Here is a 19,222-nt window from a genome sequence, read left to right as displayed (position 1 = left end):
AGCGGCCTTGTGCCGCGAAACGAGGGCACGGCCCTCGCCTGTGATCTCGAATGTCGACCGGACACCAGGAACCACGCATGCCTCGCATCCTCCACCTGCTGCCCTTCCTCTCCTGGCTCCCCCGCCAATCGGGCCGTAGCCTGCGCCAGGACCTGCTGGTCGGCCTGAGCGGCGCGATCCTCGCCTTGCCACAATCGATCGCCTACGCCCTGATCGCCGGCCTGCCGGCCGAGTACGGCCTGTACGCCGCCATCGTCCCGGTACTGGTGGCATGCTTGTGGGGTTCCTCCTGGCACCTGATCTGTGGCCCAACCGCCGCCATCTCCATCGTCCTCTACGCCAGCGTCAGCCCGCTGGCCCTGACCGGCAGCGACGACTACATCACCCTGGTCCTGCTACTGACCTTCCTCGGTGGGGTGTTCCAGTTGCTGCTGGGCCTGCTGCGCTTCGGCGCACTGGTCAATTTCGTCTCCCACTCGGTGGTACTCGGCTTCACGCTGGGCGCTGCGGTGGTCATTGCCCTGGGCCAATTGCCGAACCTGCTGGGCATGGATCTGCCGAGCCAGGCCACGGCGCTGCGCACCCTGCAGGAGCTGCTCGCGCACGCCGGCGAGGTCGACCTGCCGTCATTGGCCCTAGGCCTGGCCACATTGCTGGGTGGGATCGCGCTCAAGCTCTGGCGCCCGCGCTGGCCCAGCCTGTTGATCAGCCTGGTGCTGGTGAGCCTGGTCGCCTGGCTGCTGCCCGGCATCTTCGGCCATGTACAACGGGTACCGGCGTTCATCGGCCAGCTGCCGCCGCTGAGCCCCTTGCCGCTGCTGGACCTCGAATTGATCCTGCGCCTGCTGCCCAGTGCCGTGGCGGTGGGCATGCTGGGGCTGGTCACCAGCCTGTCGATCGCCCGGTCGTTGTCGGCACGCTCCGAACAACTGATCGACGCCGACCAGGAAATCCGCGCCCAGGGCCTGTCGAACATGGTTGGGGCGTTTTTTTCCGGCTACCTGTCCTCAGGGTCCTTCACCCGCTCGGGGCTGAGCTATGACGCCGGCGCCCGCTCACCACTGGCTGGGGTGTTCTCGGCGCTGTGGGTGGCACTGTTCGCCGTGGCCGGGGCCGGGCTGATCGCCCATCTGCCCATCCCGGCCATGGCCGGCAGCATCCTGCTGATCTGCTGGGGGCTGGTGGACCATCGGGCCATCCGCTCGCTGTTCAGGGTCAGCCGCTCGGAATTCCTGGTCATGGCGCTGACCGCCGCCGCCACGCTGCTGTTGGAGTTGCAGACAGCGATCTACGCCGGCGTGCTGGCCTCGCTGTTCTTCTACCTGAAACGCACCTCGCGGCCGCGGGTGCAACAGAGCCGGGAAGGGGAGACGGATGTACTGAAGGTGGGCGGCTCGATCTTCTTCGGCGCCGCGCATTACCTGCAGGTGCGCCTGCAGCGCTGCCAGGGGCCGAATGTGGTCGTCGATGCGCGGCAAATCAACTTCATCGACTATTCCGGGGTGGACATGCTGCACCGGGAGGCGCGACGGCTGAAGCGCAATGGGGGAAGCCTGACCCTGCATCGGGCCCGGCCGCAGGTGATCGAAGAGCTGCAGAAACTGGAAGGGGCAGCCTTGTGCCCGATCCGGTTCGAGGAGTGAGCCCATCGCGGGGCAAGCCCCACAAATGAAGCGATTGCCCTTGTGGGAGCGGGCTTGCCCCGCGATTGGGCCGCAAGCGTCCCCCGATTTCGACCTCAGCCTCGCGCCAACTGCCGGCGCAGTTCATCCAATACCGGCCCCGTATCAGGCCGTACCCCACGCCAGATGAAGAACGCCTCGGCCGCCTGTTCGGCCAACATGCCCAACCCATCCAGCACCTTGGCCGCACCCAGCGTGCTCGCCCACTGGCAGAACGGTGTCGGCTCTTTGCCATACATCATGTCGTAGCACACGGTACGCCCGGCCTCGACCAAGCTCTCGGCAATCGGCGGCAATTCGCCGGCCAGGCTCGCCGACGTGGCGTTGATGATCACATCCACCGGCTCTTGCAACCAGGCAAAGCCACTGGCGACCACCGGCCCCAGCTCATCGAATTCACGCGCCAGCTGTTCGGCCTTCTCCACGGTGCGATTGGCGATCACCAGCGATTGCGGCTTGTGCGCCAGGATCGGCTCCAACACGCCTCGCACAGCGCCACCGGCGCCAAGGATGAGGACACGCTTGCCGGCCAGCTCGACCCCGGCGTTGACCGTCAAGTCGCGCACCAGGCCGGCGCCGTCGGTGTTGTCACCTTGCAAGGTGCCGTCGGCGAGCTTGGTCAGGGTGTTGACCGCGCCGGCACGCTGGGCCCGTGGCGTCAGGCTGTCGCACAGGCGGTAGGCCTCTTCCTTGAACGGCACGGTCACGTTGGCACCGCTGCCTTGCTTGAAGAACCCACGGGCGCAATCGCTGAAATCATCCAGCGGCGCCAGCAGAGTGCTGTACTCCAAGGCCTGCCCAGTCTGGTCGGCGAACAGGCGGTGGATCAACGGCGACTTGCTGTGGCCGATGGGGTTACCGAAAACGACATACTGATCCATGGGAACTCCTCGTTATCCGCAGGCTTACTGGTTGAGCCAGTCACGGTCCTGCAGGAAATACTCGGTCAGGCGCGCTTCTTCGCTACCCGGCTCGGGTTTCCAATCGTAGCCCCAGCGGACCTGCGGCGGCAGCGACATGAGGATCGACTCGGTGCGGCCGCCCGATTGCAGGCCGAACAGGGTGCCCCGGTCATAGACCAGGTTGAACTCCACGTAGCGCCCGCGGCGGAATTCCTGGAACTCGCGCTGCTGGGCGGTGTAGGGGGTGTCCTTGCGGCGCTGGACGATGGGCAGGTAGGCGTCGATGTAGGCATCGCCGATGGCACGGATGAAGGCGAAGCAGGTGTCGAAGTCCCAGTCGTTCAGGTCATCGAAGAACAGCCCGCCGATGCCCCGGGGCTCGCCACGGTGCTTGAGGTGGAAGTAGCGGTCGCACCAGGCCTTGTAGCGTGGGTAGACGTCGGCACCGAACGGCGCACAAGCCCGCTCGGCGACACGGTGCCAGTGGATGCAATCTTCTTCGTTGCCGTAGTAAGGGGTCAGGTCGAAGCCGCCACCGAACCACCAGACCGGCTCCTCGCCTTCCTTCTCGGCGATGAAGAAACGCACGTTGGCATGGGAGGTCGGCACGTGCGGGTTGTGCGGGTGGATCACCAGCGACACGCCCAGGGCCTCGAAGCCACGGCCCGCCAGCTCCGGGCGGTGGGCACTGGCAGACGGCGGCAGGCCGGCACCGAATACGTGGGAGAAGTTGACGCCGCCTTTCTCGATCACCTTGCCTTCACCGATGACCCGCGTACGGCCACCGCCACCGGCTTCGCGCACCCAGGCGTCCTCGACGAAGCGGGCGCCGCCGTCTTCCGTTTCGAGGGCGGAGCAGATGCGGTCTTGCAGGTCGAGCAGGTAGGCTTTTACGGCCTCGGTGCGGCTGGTCATCGGGTCACCTGGAAGGAACGGAGAAAAATTCGCCGGCTAGCATACCACCGGCAGCCGCCACGCCGCAGTTGACGGCGATCAAGCAAAGGCGTCCGATAGAAGGCCTGTTCCGATCCCGACGACAACGGAGTGTGAGATGGCCAAGCGCATCCAGTTCAGCCAGCACGGCGGCCCGGAAGTCCTGCAACTGGTCGAGTTCGACCCGGTTCCGCCCGGCCCTGGGCAAGTACGCGTGCGCAACCACGCGATCGGCCTGAACTTCATCGACACCTACTACCGCAGCGGGCTGTATCCGCCACCCTCACTACCCTCAGGCCTGGGTACCGAAGGCGCCGGCGTGGTCGAGGCGGTCGGTGCAGGCGTCGGCCGGCTCAAGGTCGGTGATCGCGTGGCCTATGCCGGCGGCCCACTGGGCGCCTACAGCGACGTGCACACCCTGCCCGAGGCCAACCTGGTCAAGCTGCCGGAGGCGATCAGCTTCGAACAGGCCGCTGCGGTGATGCTCAAGGGCCTGACCACCCAGTACCTGCTCAAGCAGACCTATGCCGTGCAGCCTGGCGACTTCATCCTGTTCCATGCCGCGGCAGGTGGCGTCGGTTCCCTGGCCTGCCAATGGGCCAAGGCCCTCGGCGCCAGGCTGATCGGTACCGTGAGTTCGGCCGAAAAGGCCGAGCGAGCCAAGGCGCTGGGCGCCTGGGCGACCATCGACTACAGCCACGAAGACGTGGCCAAGCGGGTATTGGAGCTGACCGACGGTCAGAAATGCGCGGTGGTCTATGACGGCGTGGGCGCCGACACCTGGCTGACCTCGCTGGATTGCCTGCGCCCACGGGGGCTAATGGTGAGCTTCGGCAATGCCTCCGGCGCGGTGACCGGGGTGAACCTGGGCATTCTTTCGCAGAAGGGTTCGCTGTACGTCACCCGGCCTACGCTGGGGACGTATGCCAACAATGCCGAAAACACCCAAGCCATGGCCGACGATCTGTTCGGGATGATCGCCAGCGGCAAGCTGGTTGTGGATATTCAGCAGCGTTATCCGCTGGGCGAAGCGGCCAAGGCCCAGGCCGAACTGTCGGCGCGGCGCACCGTGGGCTCGACGGTTCTACTGCCCTGAACCCTGGGGCCGCTGCGCGGCCCATCGCGGGACAAGCTCACTCCCACAGGGATCGCGCCGATCCCGAGGATTGCACAGTACCTGTGGGAGCGGGCTTGTCCCGCGATTGCGTCAATTCAGCTAACGGGCCTCTTCGTCACAGGCACAGACTCGATGCCATCCAGCTTCGGCGAACGCTTTAAGTGCCTTGTGCCGCGAAACGAGGGCAAAGCCCTCGCCGGGCCTACCTCGTCAACCCGGCCGAACCACTTCGCCGGTGATCAGGTTGCGAATCACGCTCGGGTTCTTCCGCCCGCCCAATGCCCCACCGAGCACCAGGTCCAGCTCGCCATGGAAATATTGCTCCACCCGCAACCGGCTCTTGGCCGCCGGGCGGCCCCCGGGGTTGGCAGAGGTGGAGATCAGCGGCCCGACCAGCGCGCACAGCTCGCGTACCAATGGATGGTCACTGACGCGCAAGGCCACGGTGTCGTGCTGGCCCGTCACCCATTCCGGCAGCAGGTCTTGGTGCGGTACCAGCCAGGTGTTGGGGCCCGGCCAGGTGCTGCCCATGCGGTCGATCCACTCCTCGGGGAAGTCCTCGAACAGGAAATCGAACTGGCGGATGTTGTCGGCGATCAGAATCAGCCCTTTATCCACAGGCCGCGACTTGAGCGCCAGCAGGCGATACACCGCGTCTTCGTTCCAAGGGTCGCAGCCCAGGCCCCAGACCGCTTCCGTCGGGTAGGCAATGACCGCACCCGCCCGAATTTCACGTGCGGCTTGTTGCACACGCCAACTGCTCACCATTTTGTCTCTCCGCATTAACGCCTGCTGCGCAGTGTACTTAGCTGCACCTGGCAAACCAACGCCCGGCTTCGTTGCTGACCCGCCCTTCGAGTTCCAGTTGCGTGAGGCTGGCCAGCACCTGGGCCAGTGGCTGGCCGCTGCTGCTGGCCAGGCCTTCGCTGGTCTGGGGTGCGGCATGGAGCAAGGCCAGCAGGGGATGCGCCGGCTTTTCCACAGGTGCCGGTGGGAGATTCTGCCAGCCGCGCAGGCTTTCGAGGATTTGCTCGACACTTTCCACCAACAGCGCGCCATCGCGGATCAACTGGTGGCAACCCTTGGCACCCGGATGATGGATCGACCCCGGTACCGCATAGACCTCGCGGCCTTGCTCGGCGGCCAGGCGAGCGGTGATCAACGACCCACTGGCCAGGCTCGCTTCCACTACCAGCACGCCCAGAGACATGCCACTGATGATCCGGTTGCGGCGCGGAAAGTTAGCCGGCTGGGGCACGGCATCGAGGGGGAACTCGGAAACCACCGCGCTGCCGCCTTCGATCATGGCCTTCGCCAACTCCCGGTGACGCTGTGGATAAAGTTTCTGCAAGCCCGTGCCGAGCACGCCGATGGTGTGCCCACCCGCCTCCAGCGCCGCCCGATGAGCGGCACCGTCTATACCCAGCGCGAGCCCGCTGGTGATGGTGAAACCGGCTTGGGCCAGGCAACGGGAGAAGGCCCTGGCCGTGTCCAGCGCCGGCGGTGAAGCACGTCGACTGCCCACCACGGCGAGCTGGGGACGCTCCAGCACGGCCGGGTCCCCGGCCACGAAAAGCAGCGGCGGGGCGCCGTCCGTTTCGCCAAGCAAGGCGGGGTATCCAGGTGCGTCCCACATCAGCAAATGCTGGCCCGGCCGCTCTAGCCAGGCGATTGCGGCGCTGGCGCCATCGCGCACCTCAGGGCTGCGCCGGGCCTCGGCACACATGGCGGGTAGGCCCAGCGCGCGCCAGGCACTGGCCGGTGCGCTCAAGGCCGAAGACGCACTGCCGAAGGCTTCGATCAAGGTCTGGAATCGTCGGGGACCGACGTCGGGTAGCCGATGCAGGCGCAGACGCGCTTCCAGTTCGGCAGGGGAGCAAGGGGCTTGAAACAGGTCGCACATGGCGGATCATCCTTGATCGACGAGGGGTCATCCAAGGCGCACAACCTGTGGATAACTTTGTGAATAATACTTTGACAAGCTGTCCATGAATGGCGTTCCAGCTGTCCTTTCACACCCTAGCCGAGCTTTGCCAGGTGCCGAATCCCCCGATTCCCTTTATTATGTGTGCTCAGTTTTCAACCGAACGCACAGTGACTGCCTGACCTTATGGCCATCTTGAACATTCTCGAATTCCCGGACCCGCGCCTGCGCACCATCGCCAAACCGGTGACAGAGTTCGACGACGCCCTGCGCCAGTTGATCGACGACATGTTTGAAACCATGTACGAAGCCCCGGGCATCGGCCTGGCGGCCACCCAGGTCAACGTGCACAAGCAGGTCGTGGTCATGGACCTGAGCGAAGACCGCAGCGAGCCGCGCGTCTTCATCAACCCCTCGGTCGAGGAACTGACCCACGACATGGGCCAGTACCAGGAAGGCTGCCTGTCGGTACCCGGCTTCTACGAGAACGTCGATCGCCCGCTGCGTGTGCGGGTCAAGGCCCAGGACCGCGACGGCAAGCCGTTCGAACTGGAATGCGAAGGCCTGCTGGCCGTATGCGTGCAGCACGAATTCGACCACCTCAACGGCAAGCTCTTCGTGGACTACCTGTCCCAGCTCAAACGCGATCGGATCAAGAAGAAGCTGGAAAAACAGCACCGCCAGCAAGCCTGATCCCCACCTTCCAGAAGGCTTGCCCCGGCAAGCCTTTTTCTTTTTCAAGCGAGAACTCCATGCGCATCGTCTTCGCAGGCACCCCAGAGTTTGCCGCCGAACACCTCAAAGCCCTGCTCGACAGCCCCTATGAGATCGTGGCCGTCTACACCCAGCCCGACCGCCCGGCCGGGCGCGGCCAGAAGCTCATGCCGAGCCCGGTCAAGCAATTGGCGGTGGCCCACGACATCCCGGTGTTCCAACCGCCGACCCTGCGCAATGCCGAGGCCCAGGCCGAGCTCGCCGCACTCGCGCCAGACTTGATGGTGGTGGTCGCCTATGGCCTGATCCTGCCGCAAGCGGTGCTGGATATCCCGCGCCTGGGCTGTATCAACAGCCACGCCTCCCTGCTGCCGCGTTGGCGCGGTGCGGCGCCGATCCAGCGCGCCGTCGAAGCGGGCGACGCCGAAAGCGGCGTGACTGTGATGCGCATGGAGGCGGGCCTGGACACCGGCCCCATGCTGCTCAAAGTGGTCACACCGATCAACGCTGAAGACACCGGTGGCACCCTGCACGACCGCCTCGCCCAGATGGGCCCGGGCGCAGTGGTGCAGGCCATCGCAGGCCTTGCCGACGGCAGCCTGCAAGGCGAAGTGCAGGACGACGCCCTGGCCACCTACGCACACAAGCTCAACAAGGATGAAGCCCGCATCGACTGGAGCCGTCCGGCGGTCGAGCTGGAACGCCTGGTCCGCGCCTTCAACCCGTGGCCGGTGTGCCACAGTACCCTCGATGGGGAAAGTGTGAAGGTCCTGGCTGCGAACGTGTCCACAGGCAAGGGCGCGCCCGGCGAAATCCTCAGCGCCAGCAAGGACGGCCTGGTCGTCGCCTGCGGTGAAGGCGCCCTGAGCCTGACCCGTCTGCAATTGCCCGGCGGCAAGGCCCTGGCCTTCAGCGACCTGTTCAACAGCCGCCGCGAGAAATTCGCAAGCCACAAGGTACTCGGCCAATGAACCCACGCCTGGCCGCCGCCCGCGCCCTTGCCGCCGTGCTCAGCGGCAAGGCCTCGCTGAACAGCTCGTTGCCGGCGCAACTGGACAAGGTCGAGGAACGCGACCGTGGCCTGGTCCAGGACCTGGCCTTCGGCACCGCCCGCTGGCAGCCACGTCTGGACCTGCTGGCCGCCCAGCTGCTGCAAAAGCCCTTCAAGGCAGCCGATGCAGACGTGCAGGCGTTACTGCTGGTCGGCCTGTACCAACTGTTCTACACCCGAATTCCAGCCCACGCCGCCATCGGCGAAACCGTTGGTTGCGCCGACAAGCTGAAGAAGCCGTGGGCCAAGGGCCTGCTCAATGCCGTGCTGCGCCGCGCCCAACGTGAAGGCGAGCAGATACTCGCGGGCCTCGAACGTGACCCGGTAGTGCGCACCGCCCACCCGCGCTGGCTGCAGAAGTCGCTCAAAGCCTTCTGGCCTGAGCAGTGGGAGGCCATCTGTGCCGCCAACAACGCCCACCCGCCGATGATCCTGCGGGTCAACCGTCGCCACCACAGCCGCGACGCCTACCTGGCACGGCTGGCTGAGGCGGGCGTTGACGCCAGCGCCTGCCCGTACAGCCGCGACGGTATCCTGCTGGCTGACGCCTGCGACGTGCGTGGTCTGCCAGGCTTCGCCGAAGGCTGGGTCAGCGTCCAGGACGAGGCCGCACAGCTGGCCGCCGACCTGATGGAGCTGGCGCCCGGCCAACGCGTGCTCGATGCCTGCTGCGCCCCCGGCGGCAAGACCTGCCACCTGCTGGAAGCCGAGGCGAACCTGGGCGAAGTGGTGGCCATCGACCTGGAGGCCAAGCGCCTGGCGCGGGTACGCGAGAACCTAGACCGCCTGCAACTGGACGCCAAGCTGATCGCCTGCGATGCCCGTGACACCGCCAGCTGGTGGGACGGCAAGCCGTTCCAGCGCATCCTGCTCGACGCGCCGTGCTCGGCCACCGGGGTGATCCGCCGTCACCCGGACATCAAGCTGACCCGCCAGGCCGAGGACATCCCGGCCCTGGCCACGCTGCAAGGCGAGTTGCTCGATGCCCTGTGGCCGACGCTGGAAGTGGGCGGCATGCTGCTGTACGCCACTTGTTCCAGCCTGCCGACCGAGAACACCGAAGTGATCGATGCTTTCCTCGCCCGCACCCCGGGCGCCCGTGAACTGGACCTGGCCACCGAAGCCGGCCTGCGTCAGCCCCACGGCCGCCAGCTGTTGGCCCAGGAAGGCGGCCATGACGGTTTCTACTATGCCAAGCTGATCAAGATCGCCGCCTCGCGCGGATAAAACAGGTTAGGAGTGAGCGGATGAAGATCATCATCCTCGGAGCAGGGCAGGTAGGCGGCACGCTGGCGGAACACCTGGCCAGCGAAGCCAACGACATCACCGTGGTCGACACCGATGGCGACCGCCTGCGCGACTTGGGCGACCGCCTGGATATCCGCACCGTGCAGGGCCGCGGCTCGCTGCCCACGGTGTTGCGCCAGGCCGGTGCCGACGATGCCGACATGCTGGTGGCAGTGACCAACAGCGACGAGACCAACATGGTCGCCTGCCAGGTGGCCTACTCGCTGTTCCATACCCCGACCAAGATCGCCCGGGTACGTGAATCGGCCTACCTCACCCGCGAAGAGCTGTTCGACAACGACCACATCCCGGTGGACGTGCTGATCAGCCCCGAGCAGGTGGTGACCAACTACATCAAGCGCCTGATCGAGCACCCAGGCTCGCTGCAGGTGATCGACTTCGCCGAAGGCAAGGCACAGCTGGTGGCGGTCAAGGCCTATTACGGCGGCCCCCTGGTGGGCCAGCAGTTGCGCCAGATCCGCGCCCACATGCCCAACGTCGATACCCGCGTGGCGGCGATCTTCCGTCGCGACCGCCCGATCACGCCACGTGGCGACACGGTGATCGAAGCCGACGACGAAGTCTTCTTCATCGCCGCACGCAAGGACATCCGTGCGGTCATGGGTGAGCTACGGCGCATCGACGAAACCAACAAGCGTGTGGTGATCGCCGGTGGCGGGCAGATCGGCGAGCGCCTGGCCGAGGCCATCGAGAGCCGCTATCAGGTCAAGATCATCGAGATGAGCCCGGCCCGCTGCCGCCAGCTCTCCGACACCCTGGAAAGCACCGTGGTGCTGCAGGGCAGCGCCTCGGACAAGGACCTGATGCTCGAGGAGAACATCGCCGACGCCGACATCTTCCTGGCCCTGACCAACGACGACGAGGCCAACATCATGTCCTCGCTGCTGGCCAAGCGCCTGGGTGCGCGCAAAGTAATGACCATCATCAACAACCCGGCCTACGTGGACTTGGTACAGGGTGGCGACATCGACATCGCCATTAGCCCGCAGTTGGCCACCATCGGCACGCTGTTGGCGCACGTGCGCCGTGGCGATATCGTCAGCGTGCACTCCTTGCGCCGTGGCGCAGCCGAGGCCATCGAGGCGGTGGCCCATGGCGATGCCAAGTCGAGCAAGGTGATCGGCAAGGCCATCGAGGATATCGCCCTGCCACCGGGCACCACCATCGGTGCGATCATCCGCGACGAGGAGGTGCTGATCGCCCACGACGACACGGTGATCGAAGCGGGCGACCATGTGATCCTGTTCGTTGTGGATAAAAAACACATCCGTGACGTGGAGAAGCTGTTCCACGTAGGCCTGAGCTTCTTCTAAGGAGCAAGCGACATGCGCGAATCACTGGAAAAGATGCTGGCCAAGGGTGTGGATAACGCCCTGCTGCGCTTCGGCCTGGGCAAGGCCTGGCTCGACGAAGGCAACGGTGCCGAGGCGGCGGTGCACCTGGCGCGCTGTGTGGAGCACGACCCCAAGTATTCCGCGGCGTGGAAGCTGCTGGGCAAGGCCTATCAGCTGCAGGGTGACCGGGCGGCGGCGCGCAAGGCCTGGGAGGAGGGGATCGTGGCGGCGCAGGCCCACGGGGACAAGCAGGCCGAGAAGGAAATGGCCGTGTTCCTGAAGAAGTTGGACAAGGCCTGAGATTGCCGGGGCTGCGTTGCAGCCCTTTCGCGGCACAAGGCCGCTACAGGAAACCGCGGGCCCCGGTAGGAGCGGCCTTGTGCCGCGAAAGGGGCGCACAGCGCCCCCAAATGCTCAATACCAACGCGCCTCGCCCGCCGGACGCTTCTTGAAGCGCTTCATGCTCCACATGTACTGGCTCGGGTACTCGCGCACGTAACGCTCGACCACCTTGCTCATGGCCGCCGCCGCCACAGTCACGTCCTCGCTGTACATTTCCTCGGGCGCCGCCTCCAGGAACACCTTGAACCCCGACCCATCCGGCAGGCGCAGGGCATGCAGGAACACGCCGACAGCCTTGCCGCCGGCAAGCATGTTCGGCACGAACTTGCTGGTCAGCGCCTGGGTGCCCAGGAATGGCACGAATACGCCCGCCGACTCGGCCGGCTCCGGGTCGGCCGGAATACCCACCTGGCCGCCACGGCGCACTTCCTTGATCACGCTGAGGATGCCTTCCTTGGTCGAAGGCGCCACGCGGTTACCCATCTGCACCCGCTGCTCGCGCAGCAGGTCATCCACCGCCTTGAGCTTGGGCGGGCGGTAGAAGATGATCGGTTTGCATTGGCTGCAATAGAAGTGGTTCAGCACTTCCCAGTTACCCAGGTGGCTGGTGATCCCCACCACGCCCTTGCCCGAGGCCAGGGCCTGTTCCAGCACCTCCAGGCCATGCACTTCCTTGACCAGATCCAGCGAACGCTGCGGCGGCCAGATCCAGGCGCAGGCGCTTTCCACGAAGGACTTGCCGATATCCATCAGCGCACGGCCCACGAGCTTTTCACGCTCGGCAGCGTCCATCTCCGGGAAGCACTTGGCCAGGTTGATACGCACCACGTTGCGCGAACCGTTGGGGACTTTCCACATGAGCCAGCCGATCCCCGCGCCGACGCGCTGCACAGCACCCCAGGGCAGCTTGGCGAACAGTCGCAGCACCCCGACCATCAGGGCGCCCTTGAATTTTTCCACAGGCCGATTCCTTATTTCTGCAAGGCGGGCATTGTAACGCTTCAGCGCACCAGCGCGGCGTAGCGATCGCAGTCGGTGGTGTGGTCCATGACCATGCCGGTGGCCTGCATGAAGGCGTAGCAGATGGTTGGGCCCACGAAGGTGAAGCCGGCCTTCTGCAAGGCCTTGCTCATGGCCTTGGCCTCGTCGGTGACCGCCGGCACTTCGCTGCGGCTGGTGAAATGGTTGACCTTCGGCTCACCGCCCACGAATGACCACAGCCATTGGCTGGGGTTATCCACAGCCAGCCAGGCCTGGGCATTGCGCCGGGCGGCCTTGAGCTTGAGGCGGTTGCGGATGATGCCGGCATCGAGCATCAGCTCCTCGATCCGTTCGTCGCTCATTCGCGCCAGCTGCACCGGATCGAAGCCGTGCAATACCTGGCGGTACCGCTCGCGCTTCTTCAATACGGTGATCCACGAGAGCCCGGCCTGGAACCCTTCGAGCAAAAGCATCTCGAAGAGCAACGCCGGGTCGCGCTGCGGCGTTCCCCACTCCTGGTCGTGATAGGCCTGGTACAACGGATCGTCGGTACACCAGAAGCAGCGTGGCATAAGGCTCCATTCCATGAGTAGAGGGCGAGGCGAATCAGGTTATACTCCCGCTCTTTACATCCGCATCCCCAGATACAGGTGAATTTCGTGAGCCAGCCTACGCCAGCCGTGCGTACCTTCCAAGACCTGATCCTCGCCCTGCAGCAGTACTGGGCCGAGCAAGGTTGTGTGGTGCTTCAGCCCTACGATATGGAAGTAGGCGCCGGCACTTTCCACACCGCCACTTTCCTGCGTGCCGTCGGCCCGGAAACCTGGAACGCCGCCTATGTGCAGCCCAGCCGTCGCCCAACCGACGGGCGGTATGGCGAAAACCCCAACCGCCTGCAGCACTACTACCAGTTCCAGGTGGTGCTCAAGCCGAACCCGGCCAACTTCCAGGAGCTGTACCTCGGCTCGCTGAAGGCGATCGGCCTGGACCCGCTGGTCCATGACATCCGCTTCGTCGAAGACAACTGGGAATCGCCGACCCTCGGCGCCTGGGGCCTGGGTTGGGAAATCTGGCTCAATGGCATGGAAGTGACCCAGTTCACCTACTTCCAGCAGGTCGGCGGCATCGAGTGCTTCCCGGTCACCGGCGAAATCACCTATGGCCTCGAGCGCCTGGCCATGTACATTCAGGGCGTGGACTCGGTCTATGACCTGGTCTGGGCCGACGGCCCGTTCGGCAAGGTCACCTATGGCGATGTGTTCCACCAGAACGAAGTGGAACAGTCGACCTACAACTTCGAACACGCCAACGTCGAGAAGCTGTTCGAACTGTTCGATTTCTACGAAAGCGAAGCCAACCGCCTGATCAAGCTGGAGCTGCCGCTGCCGACCTACGAAATGGTCCTGAAGGCATCCCACACCTTCAACCTGCTCGACGCCCGCCGCGCCATCTCGGTGACCGAGCGTCAGCGCTACATCCTGCGCGTGCGTACCCTGGCCCGGGACGTGGCGCAAAGCTACCTGCAAGCCCGCGCACGCCTGGGCTTCCCGATGGCGACCCCTGAACTGCGTGACGAAGTGTTGGCTAAGCTGGAGGCTGCACAATGAGTGCTCAAGATTTCCTGGTTGAACTGGGCACCGAAGAGCTGCCACCCAAGGCCCTCGCCAGCCTCGGCGACGCCTTCCTGGCCGGCATCGAGAAAGGCCTGCAGGCCGCTGGCCTGAACTACACCGGCAAGCAGGTGTATGCCGCTCCCCGCCGCCTGGCCGTGCTGATCCGCCAGCTGGACGTGCAACAGCCTGACCGCAGCATCAACATCGACGGCCCGCCCCGCCAGGCCGCCTTCGACGCCGAAGGCAACCCGACCCAGGCCGCCCTGGGCTTCGCCAAGAAATGCGGCGTGGATCTGGCCGAGATCGACCAGAGCGGCGCCAAGCTGCGCTTCTCCCAGCACATCCCGGGCAAGGCCACCACGAGCCTGCTGCCGACCATCGTCGAGGACTCGCTCAACGACCTGCCGATCCCCAAGCGCATGCACTGGGGCGCCAGCCGTGAAGAGTTCGTGCGCCCGACCCAGTGGCTGGTGATGCTGCTCGGCGACCAGGTCGTCGACTGTACTATCCTGGCCCAGCAGGCCGGTCGCGAATCCCGCGGCCACCGTTTCCACCACCCGGAAAACGTGCTCATCAGCACCCCGGCCAACTACGTCGAAGACCTGCGCAAGGCCTACGTGCTGGCTGACTTCGCCGAGCGTCGCGAGCTGATCGCCAAGCGCACCGCAGAACTGGCCATGCAACAGGAAGGCACGGCCATCGTGCCGCCTGCACTGCTGGATGAAGTGACTGCCCTGGTCGAATGGCCGGTGCCGCTGGTGTGCTCGTTCGAGGAGCGTTTCCTGGAAGTACCGCAGGAAGCCCTGATCACCACCATGCAGGACAACCAGAAATACTTCTGCCTGCTGGACAGCGAAGGCAAGCTGCTGCCGCGCTTCATTACCGTGGCCAACGTCGAGAGCCGCGACCCGAAGCAGATCGTGCAGGGTAACGAGAAGGTCGTGCGCCCACGCCTGACCGACGCCGAGTTCTTCTTCAAGCAAGACAAGAAGCAACCGCTGGAAACCTTCAACGAGCGCCTGAAGAACGTCGTGTTCCAGGCCCAGCTGGGTACCGTCTATGACAAGGCCGAGCGCGTTTCCAAGCTGGCCGCGTTCATCGCCCCGCTGATCGGCGGCGACGCCCAGCGCGCCGGCCGTGCCGGCCTGCTGTCCAAGTGCGACCTGGCCACCGAGATGGTTGGCGAGTTCCCTGAGATGCAGGGTGTGGCCGGCTACTACTACGCCCTCAACGATGGCGAGCCCGAAGACGTCGCCCTGGCGTTGAACGAGCAGTACATGCCGCGCGGTGCGGGTGCCGAGCTGCCGCAGACCCTGACCGGTGCTGCCGTGGCCATCGCCGACAAGCTCGATACCCTGGTCGGCATCTTCGGCATCGGCATGCTGCCCACCGGCAGCAAGGACCCGTACGCGCTGCGTCGCGCCGCCCTGGGCGTGCTGCGCATCCTGATCGAGAAGCAGCTGGACCTGGACCTGACCACTGCGGTCGAGTTCGCGGTCAAGCAGTACGGCAGCAAGGTCAAGGCCGCGGGCCTGTCCGAGCAAGTACTGGAGTTCGTCTTCGACCGCCTGCGCGCGCGCTACGAGGATGAAGGCATCGACGTCGCCACCTACCTGTCGGTACGTGCCCTGAAACCGGGCTCGGCCCTGGACTTCGACCAGCGCGTACAGGCCGTGCAGGCCTTCCGCAAGCTGCCGGAAGCCGAGGCCCTGGCGGCGGTGAACAAGCGCGTGTCGAACCTGCTGAGCAAGGCCGAAGGCGCGATCGCCGAGCAGGTCGAGCCGAAGTACTTCGACAACGCCAACGAGTTCTCGCTGTATTCGGCCATCCAGCAGGCCGACCAGGCCGTGCAGCCGATGGCCGCCGCACGCCAGTACAGCGAGTCGCTGGCCCGCCTGGCTGCCCTGCGTGACCCGGTCGACGCCTTCTTCGAGGCGGTGATGGTCAACGCCGAGGATGCCAAGGTACGCGCCAACCGTTATGCCCTGCTCAGCCGCCTGCGCGGCCTGTTCCTGGGCGTGGCCGACATCTCGCTGCTGGGGTAAGCCTTGAAACTGCTGATTCTTGATCGGGACGGCGTGATCAACTACGACTCGGACGCCTATATCAAGTCGCTGGAGGAGTGGGTGCCCATTCCCGGCTCGATCGAGGCCATCGCGCAGTTGAGCAAGGCGGGCTGGACGGTGGCCGTGGCCACCAACCAGTCCGGCATTGCCCGCGGCTACTACCCGCTGGCAACCCTCGAGGCCATGCACGCGCGCCTGCGCGCGCTGGTGGCCGAGCAGGGCGGCGAGGTGGGTTACATCGTGCATTGCCCGCACGGGCCGGACGACGGTTGCGATTGCCGCAAGCCCAAGCCTGGCATGCTGCGGGCGATCGCCGAACATTACCAGGTGGCCCTGGCCGGCGTGTGGTTTGTCGGCGATAGTAAAGGTGACCTGGAAGCCGCCCTGGCCGTCGATGCACAACCTGTGCTGGTGAAGACCGGCAAAGGTGAGCGGACGCTGGAGAAAGGCGTTCCTCAAGGCACTTTGATTTTCGACGATCTGGCAGCCATCGCCAGAGCACTAATTTAAGCAGTGCGCCCACCGTGGCGCACTTTTCCTTAGGCGGGCACGCCCCGCAACGGTACATGCCACTATGTCGATCCTGCAGGCGATCAGAATCTTTCTTTTTTACCTGCTGTTGGGCACCAGTTCGCTGCTGTGGTGCTCGCTGAGCTTCTTCGTCGCACCGTTCCTGCCGTTCCATAAGCGCTACCGGTTCATCAATGTGTACTGGTGCCGCTGTGCCGTGTTCCTGGCACGAGTGATTCTGGGGATTCGTTACAAGGTCACCGGGGCCGAGAACGTACCCAAGGAACCCTGCGTGATCCTGTCGAACCATCAGAGCACATGGGAAACGTTCTTCCTGTCGGCCTACTTCTCGCCATTGAGCCAGGTGCTCAAGCGCGAGCTGCTCTACGTGCCGTTCTTCGGTTGGGCCATGGCCATGCTGCGGCCCATCGCCATCGACCGGAAGAACCCCAAGGAAGCCCTGCGCCAAGTCGCCAGCAAGGGCGACGAGCTGCTCAAGCAGGGTGTGTGGGTGCTGATCTTCCCGGAAGGCACCCGCGTACCCCATGGCCAGGTCGGCAAGTTCTCTCGCGGCGGCACCGCACTGGCGGTGAACGCGGGCTTGCCGGTATTGCCGATCGCCCATAACGCCGGCAAGTTCTGGCCACGGGAAGGCTGGGGCAAGCGTCCAGGCACCATCGAGGTGGTGATCGGCGAGCCGATGTACCCGGTCGGTACCGGCCCACGGGCCATCGCCGAGCTCAACGACCGCGCCCAGGCCTGGAACGAAGCGACCCAGCGGGCCATGGGCTCGTTGCCGCCGGTGACGGAGAATCCTGCGCAGCAGAGCGCCTGACGATCTGTGGATAACTTGTGAGCAAGTTTTGGATCAATACGTTGAAATGTTAGCTAAGTGATTGATTTGGCTGTTTATTTCTTTGTATGACCTTTTTCTGAAAATCGTGCATAAGTTTTTTCGCAGCATAAAAAAACCGGCTTTTACGCCGGTTTTTGCTTGAAGCTTTGAGTGGGGAGCGGGCTTGTCCCGCGATTAGGCCAGCCCTGCCATCGCGGCGGCATGGCAAGGGCTAGATCTTGTCGATATCCACATCCTTGGTCTCCTTCAGGCAGAAGATCCCCACCACCAGGCTCACTCCGGTGATCAACACCGGATACCACAGCCCATAGAAGATATCCCCGGTATATACCACCAGTGCGAACGACACGGTAGGCAGGAAGCCGCCGAACCAGCCATTGCCGATGTGATACGGCAGCGACATGGAGGTGTAGCGGATGCGGGTCGGGAACAGCTCGACCATCACCGCCGCCAACGGCCCGTAGGTCATCGTGGCGATAAGGATCATGGCGACGATCAGCACCACCACCATCACTTGGTTGACGCTCGCCGGGTCCGCCTTGGCCGGGTATCCCGCTTCTTCGATGGCCATGCGCATGGCCGCTTCGTCGAAACCATCGATGTGCTGCTCGCCGATACTCACCACCACCGGGTCGCCCGCAGGGGCATCCACCGAGCTGTAGGGCAGGCCCTGCTTGACCAGGAACGTCTTGACCTTGTCGCAGGGGCTGTCGAAGCGTGCCTTGCCGACCGGGTCGAACTGGAAGGTGCAGCCCTGCGGGTCAGCTGTCACGACGATCGGAGCCTGCTGGCTGGCCGCAGCGATCTGCGGGTTGGCGTAATGGCTCAGGGCCTTGAACATCGGGAAATACAGTACGGTGGCCAGCAGCAGGCCGATCATCAGGATCGGCTTGCGGCCCACCCGGTCGGACAACCAGCCGAAGAACACGAAGAACGGCGCGCCGATCACCACGCTGATGATCAACAGCGTATTCGCCTGGGCCGGGTCCATCTTGAGCATCTGGGTCAGGAAGAACAGCACGTAGAACTGTGCGGTATAGAAGGTCACGGCCTGGCCGGCGTTGATGCTGAACAGGGCTGTGAGCACCACCTTGAGGTTGGGCCAGGAGGTGAAGGACTCGCGAATCGGCGACTTGCTGACCTTACCCTGGGCCTTCATTTTCACGAAGGCCGGGGATTCCTCCATGCTCATGCGGATCCAGGTGGAGATGGCCAGCAGGACGATCGACAGCAGGAACGGCAAGCGCCAGCCCCAGGCTTCGAACTGGTCGCCACTGACATAGCGGCTGCCCAGCACGACCACCAGCGAAAGCAGCAAGCCAAGGGTGGCCGTGGACTGGATGAAACCGGTATGAAAACCCCGCTTGCCGGGCGGGGCGTGCTCGGCCACATAGGTCGCCGCGCCACCGTATTCGCCGCCCAGGGCCAGGCCTTGGAGCATGCGCAGCAGTACCAGGATGATCGGCGCGGCGATGCCGATGCTAGCGTAGGTCGGCAGCAAACCAACGGCGAAGGTAGAAAGCCCCATCAGCACGATAGTCACCAGGAAGGTGTACTTGCGCCCGATCATGTCACCCAGGCGCCCGAACACCAGCGCACCGAACGGCCGCACCAAGAAGCCTGCGGCGAACGCCATCAAGGCGAAGATGAACGCCGTGGTGTCGTTCACTCCAGCGAAGAACTGCTTGCTGATGACCGCAGCCAGGGCGCCATAGAGAAAAAAGTCATACCACTCGAACACCGTCCCGAGGGATGACGCGAAAATGATCTTGCGTTCCTCACGTCGGCTGACCGTGCTGGCTGCCGTGCCTTGCTCTTGGATGTAATCCGACATCGTTGCTGTCCTCGGCCCGCAGGCCACAGTGATTATTGTTGTTTTCCACTGTCGG

Annotated in this window: 18 protein-coding genes; 11 read left to right on the top strand and 7 right to left on the bottom strand. The window is 64.6% G+C overall.

What is annotated here, in order from left to right; all coding sequences use genetic code 11:
- Positions 1 to 77 precede the first annotated feature (77 nt).
- Complete coding sequence (locus K8374_RS00140; RefSeq protein WP_224457497.1) at positions 78 to 1,643, top strand: SulP family inorganic anion transporter; 1,566 nt, start codon at positions 78 to 80, stop codon at positions 1,641 to 1,643.
- Between the two features lie 95 nt (positions 1,644 to 1,738).
- Here K8374_RS00140 and aroE read toward each other — a convergent pair whose 3' ends face one another.
- A complete protein-coding gene (gene aroE / locus K8374_RS00135) occupies positions 1,739 to 2,563 on the bottom strand; it encodes a shikimate dehydrogenase (protein WP_224457496.1) in 825 nt (274 codons plus the stop codon).
- A 24-nt stretch (positions 2,564 to 2,587) separates the two neighbouring features.
- Positions 2,588 to 3,499: an oxygen-dependent coproporphyrinogen oxidase gene (gene hemF, locus K8374_RS00130; protein WP_224457495.1), complete on the bottom strand. Its 912-nt coding sequence runs from the start codon at positions 3,497 to 3,499 to the stop codon at positions 2,588 to 2,590.
- 136 nt (positions 3,500 to 3,635) lie between these two features.
- Here hemF and K8374_RS00125 point away from each other — a divergent pair, with 136 nt between their 5' ends.
- Positions 3,636 to 4,613, top strand: coding sequence for an NADPH:quinone reductase (locus K8374_RS00125; RefSeq protein ID WP_224457494.1), 978 nt, complete (start codon positions 3,636 to 3,638; stop codon positions 4,611 to 4,613).
- Between the two features lie 231 nt (positions 4,614 to 4,844).
- On the opposite strand, the gene K8374_RS00120 is transcribed toward K8374_RS00125, so the two are convergent.
- Entirely contained in the window at positions 4,845 to 5,402 is a 558-nt protein-coding gene (locus K8374_RS00120) for an L-threonylcarbamoyladenylate synthase (RefSeq protein ID WP_224457493.1), read from the bottom strand.
- Between the two features lie 37 nt (positions 5,403 to 5,439).
- Positions 5,440 to 6,537 carry a DNA-processing protein DprA gene (dprA, locus tag K8374_RS00115; RefSeq protein WP_224457492.1) on the bottom strand — a complete coding sequence of 366 codons (1,098 nt, stop codon included), beginning with the start codon at positions 6,535 to 6,537 and terminating at the stop codon, positions 5,440 to 5,442.
- A gap of 207 nt (positions 6,538 to 6,744) precedes the next feature.
- On the opposite strand from dprA, the gene def reads away from it, so the two are divergent.
- From def to K8374_RS00090, 5 genes are read left to right on the top strand one after another with little or no spacing between them, the layout of a single operon-like run.
- On the top strand, positions 6,745 to 7,251 hold the full coding sequence (def, locus tag K8374_RS00110) for a peptide deformylase (RefSeq protein WP_016394290.1): 507 nt from the start codon (positions 6,745 to 6,747) through the stop codon (positions 7,249 to 7,251).
- Between the two features lie 59 nt (positions 7,252 to 7,310).
- Complete coding sequence (gene fmt / locus K8374_RS00105; protein WP_224457491.1) at positions 7,311 to 8,243, top strand: methionyl-tRNA formyltransferase; 933 nt, start codon at positions 7,311 to 7,313, stop codon at positions 8,241 to 8,243.
- Complete coding sequence (gene rsmB / locus K8374_RS00100) at positions 8,240 to 9,550, top strand: 16S rRNA (cytosine(967)-C(5))-methyltransferase RsmB (RefSeq protein ID WP_224457490.1); 1,311 nt, start codon at positions 8,240 to 8,242, stop codon at positions 9,548 to 9,550. Before fmt ends, rsmB begins: the two co-directional genes overlap by 4 nt.
- A gap of 20 nt (positions 9,551 to 9,570) precedes the next feature.
- Entirely contained in the window at positions 9,571 to 10,944 is a 1,374-nt protein-coding gene (gene trkA / locus K8374_RS00095; protein WP_084855234.1) for a Trk system potassium transporter TrkA, read from the top strand.
- A gap of 12 nt (positions 10,945 to 10,956) precedes the next feature.
- Positions 10,957 to 11,265: a tetratricopeptide repeat protein gene (locus K8374_RS00090; protein ID WP_224457489.1), complete on the top strand. Its 309-nt coding sequence runs from the start codon at positions 10,957 to 10,959 to the stop codon at positions 11,263 to 11,265.
- 114 nt (positions 11,266 to 11,379) lie between these two features.
- Here K8374_RS00090 and K8374_RS00085 read toward each other — a convergent pair whose 3' ends face one another.
- Both K8374_RS00085 and K8374_RS00080 read right to left on the bottom strand, forming a co-directional pair.
- A complete protein-coding gene (locus K8374_RS00085) occupies positions 11,380 to 12,267 on the bottom strand; it encodes a lysophospholipid acyltransferase (RefSeq protein WP_224457488.1) in 888 nt (295 codons plus the stop codon).
- A gap of 41 nt (positions 12,268 to 12,308) precedes the next feature.
- A complete protein-coding gene (locus K8374_RS00080) occupies positions 12,309 to 12,860 on the bottom strand; it encodes a DNA-3-methyladenine glycosylase I (protein ID WP_224457487.1) in 552 nt (183 codons plus the stop codon).
- An 87-nt stretch (positions 12,861 to 12,947) separates the two neighbouring features.
- Here K8374_RS00080 and glyQ point away from each other — a divergent pair, with 87 nt between their 5' ends.
- From glyQ to K8374_RS00060, 4 genes are all read left to right on the top strand, one after another.
- The gene (gene glyQ / locus K8374_RS00075; protein ID WP_084855238.1) at positions 12,948 to 13,895 is read left to right on the top strand and encodes a glycine--tRNA ligase subunit alpha; all 948 of its coding nucleotides are present in this window, start codon (positions 12,948 to 12,950) and stop codon (positions 13,893 to 13,895) included.
- Positions 13,892 to 15,946: a glycine--tRNA ligase subunit beta gene (gene glyS / locus K8374_RS00070; RefSeq protein ID WP_224457486.1), complete on the top strand. Its 2,055-nt coding sequence runs from the start codon at positions 13,892 to 13,894 to the stop codon at positions 15,944 to 15,946. Before glyQ ends, glyS begins: the two co-directional genes overlap by 4 nt.
- 3 nt (positions 15,947 to 15,949) lie before the next feature.
- On the top strand, positions 15,950 to 16,477 hold the full coding sequence (gene gmhB, locus K8374_RS00065) for a D-glycero-beta-D-manno-heptose 1,7-bisphosphate 7-phosphatase (protein WP_084855240.1): 528 nt from the start codon (positions 15,950 to 15,952) through the stop codon (positions 16,475 to 16,477).
- A gap of 64 nt (positions 16,478 to 16,541) precedes the next feature.
- A complete protein-coding gene (locus K8374_RS00060) occupies positions 16,542 to 17,312 on the top strand; it encodes a lysophospholipid acyltransferase family protein (protein WP_224457485.1) in 771 nt (256 codons plus the stop codon).
- 232 nt (positions 17,313 to 17,544) lie between these two features.
- Here the strand turns inward: K8374_RS00060 and K8374_RS00055 are convergent, their stop codons facing one another.
- A complete protein-coding gene (locus K8374_RS00055) occupies positions 17,545 to 19,167 on the bottom strand; it encodes an MFS transporter (protein WP_224457484.1) in 1,623 nt (540 codons plus the stop codon).
- Positions 19,168 to 19,222: the final 55 nt, after the last annotated feature.

The sequence above is a fragment of the Pseudomonas sp. p1(2021b) genome, assembly GCF_020151015.1.
In the GTDB taxonomy this organism is placed as follows: Bacteria; Pseudomonadota; Gammaproteobacteria; order Pseudomonadales; family Pseudomonadaceae; genus Aquipseudomonas; species Aquipseudomonas putida_K.
The sequence above is the reverse complement of the archived record's forward strand: the minus strand, read 5'-3'. Positions and strand labels throughout refer to the sequence as shown.

Bases quoted from the DNA above. Each gene is read 5' to 3' on its own strand.
- K8374_RS00060 (WP_224457485.1), top strand. From the start codon at position 16,542: ATGTCGATCCTGCAGGCGATCAGAATCTTTCTTTTTTACCTGCTGTTG.
- hemF (WP_224457495.1), bottom strand. From the start codon at position 3,499: ATGACCAGCCGCACCGAGGCCGTAAAAGCCTACCTGCTCGACCTGCAA.
- rsmB (WP_224457490.1), top strand. From the start codon at position 8,240: ATGAACCCACGCCTGGCCGCCGCCCGCGCCCTTGCCGCCGTGCTCAGC.
- K8374_RS00080 (WP_224457487.1), bottom strand. From the start codon at position 12,860: ATGCCACGCTGCTTCTGGTGTACCGACGATCCGTTGTACCAGGCCTAT.
- glyS (WP_224457486.1), top strand. From the start codon at position 13,892: ATGAGTGCTCAAGATTTCCTGGTTGAACTGGGCACCGAAGAGCTGCCA.
- K8374_RS00055 (WP_224457484.1), bottom strand. From the start codon at position 19,167: ATGTCGGATTACATCCAAGAGCAAGGCACGGCAGCCAGCACGGTCAGC.
- K8374_RS00120 (WP_224457493.1), bottom strand. From the start codon at position 5,402: ATGGTGAGCAGTTGGCGTGTGCAACAAGCCGCACGTGAAATTCGGGCG.
- def (WP_016394290.1), top strand. From the start codon at position 6,745: ATGGCCATCTTGAACATTCTCGAATTCCCGGACCCGCGCCTGCGCACC.
- aroE (WP_224457496.1), bottom strand. From the start codon at position 2,563: ATGGATCAGTATGTCGTTTTCGGTAACCCCATCGGCCACAGCAAGTCG.
- K8374_RS00090 (WP_224457489.1), top strand. From the start codon at position 10,957: ATGCGCGAATCACTGGAAAAGATGCTGGCCAAGGGTGTGGATAACGCC.
- dprA (WP_224457492.1), bottom strand. From the start codon at position 6,537: ATGTGCGACCTGTTTCAAGCCCCTTGCTCCCCTGCCGAACTGGAAGCG.
- trkA (WP_084855234.1), top strand. From the start codon at position 9,571: ATGAAGATCATCATCCTCGGAGCAGGGCAGGTAGGCGGCACGCTGGCG.
- K8374_RS00140 (WP_224457497.1), top strand. From the start codon at position 78: ATGCCTCGCATCCTCCACCTGCTGCCCTTCCTCTCCTGGCTCCCCCGC.
- fmt (WP_224457491.1), top strand. From the start codon at position 7,311: ATGCGCATCGTCTTCGCAGGCACCCCAGAGTTTGCCGCCGAACACCTC.
- K8374_RS00125 (WP_224457494.1), top strand. From the start codon at position 3,636: ATGGCCAAGCGCATCCAGTTCAGCCAGCACGGCGGCCCGGAAGTCCTG.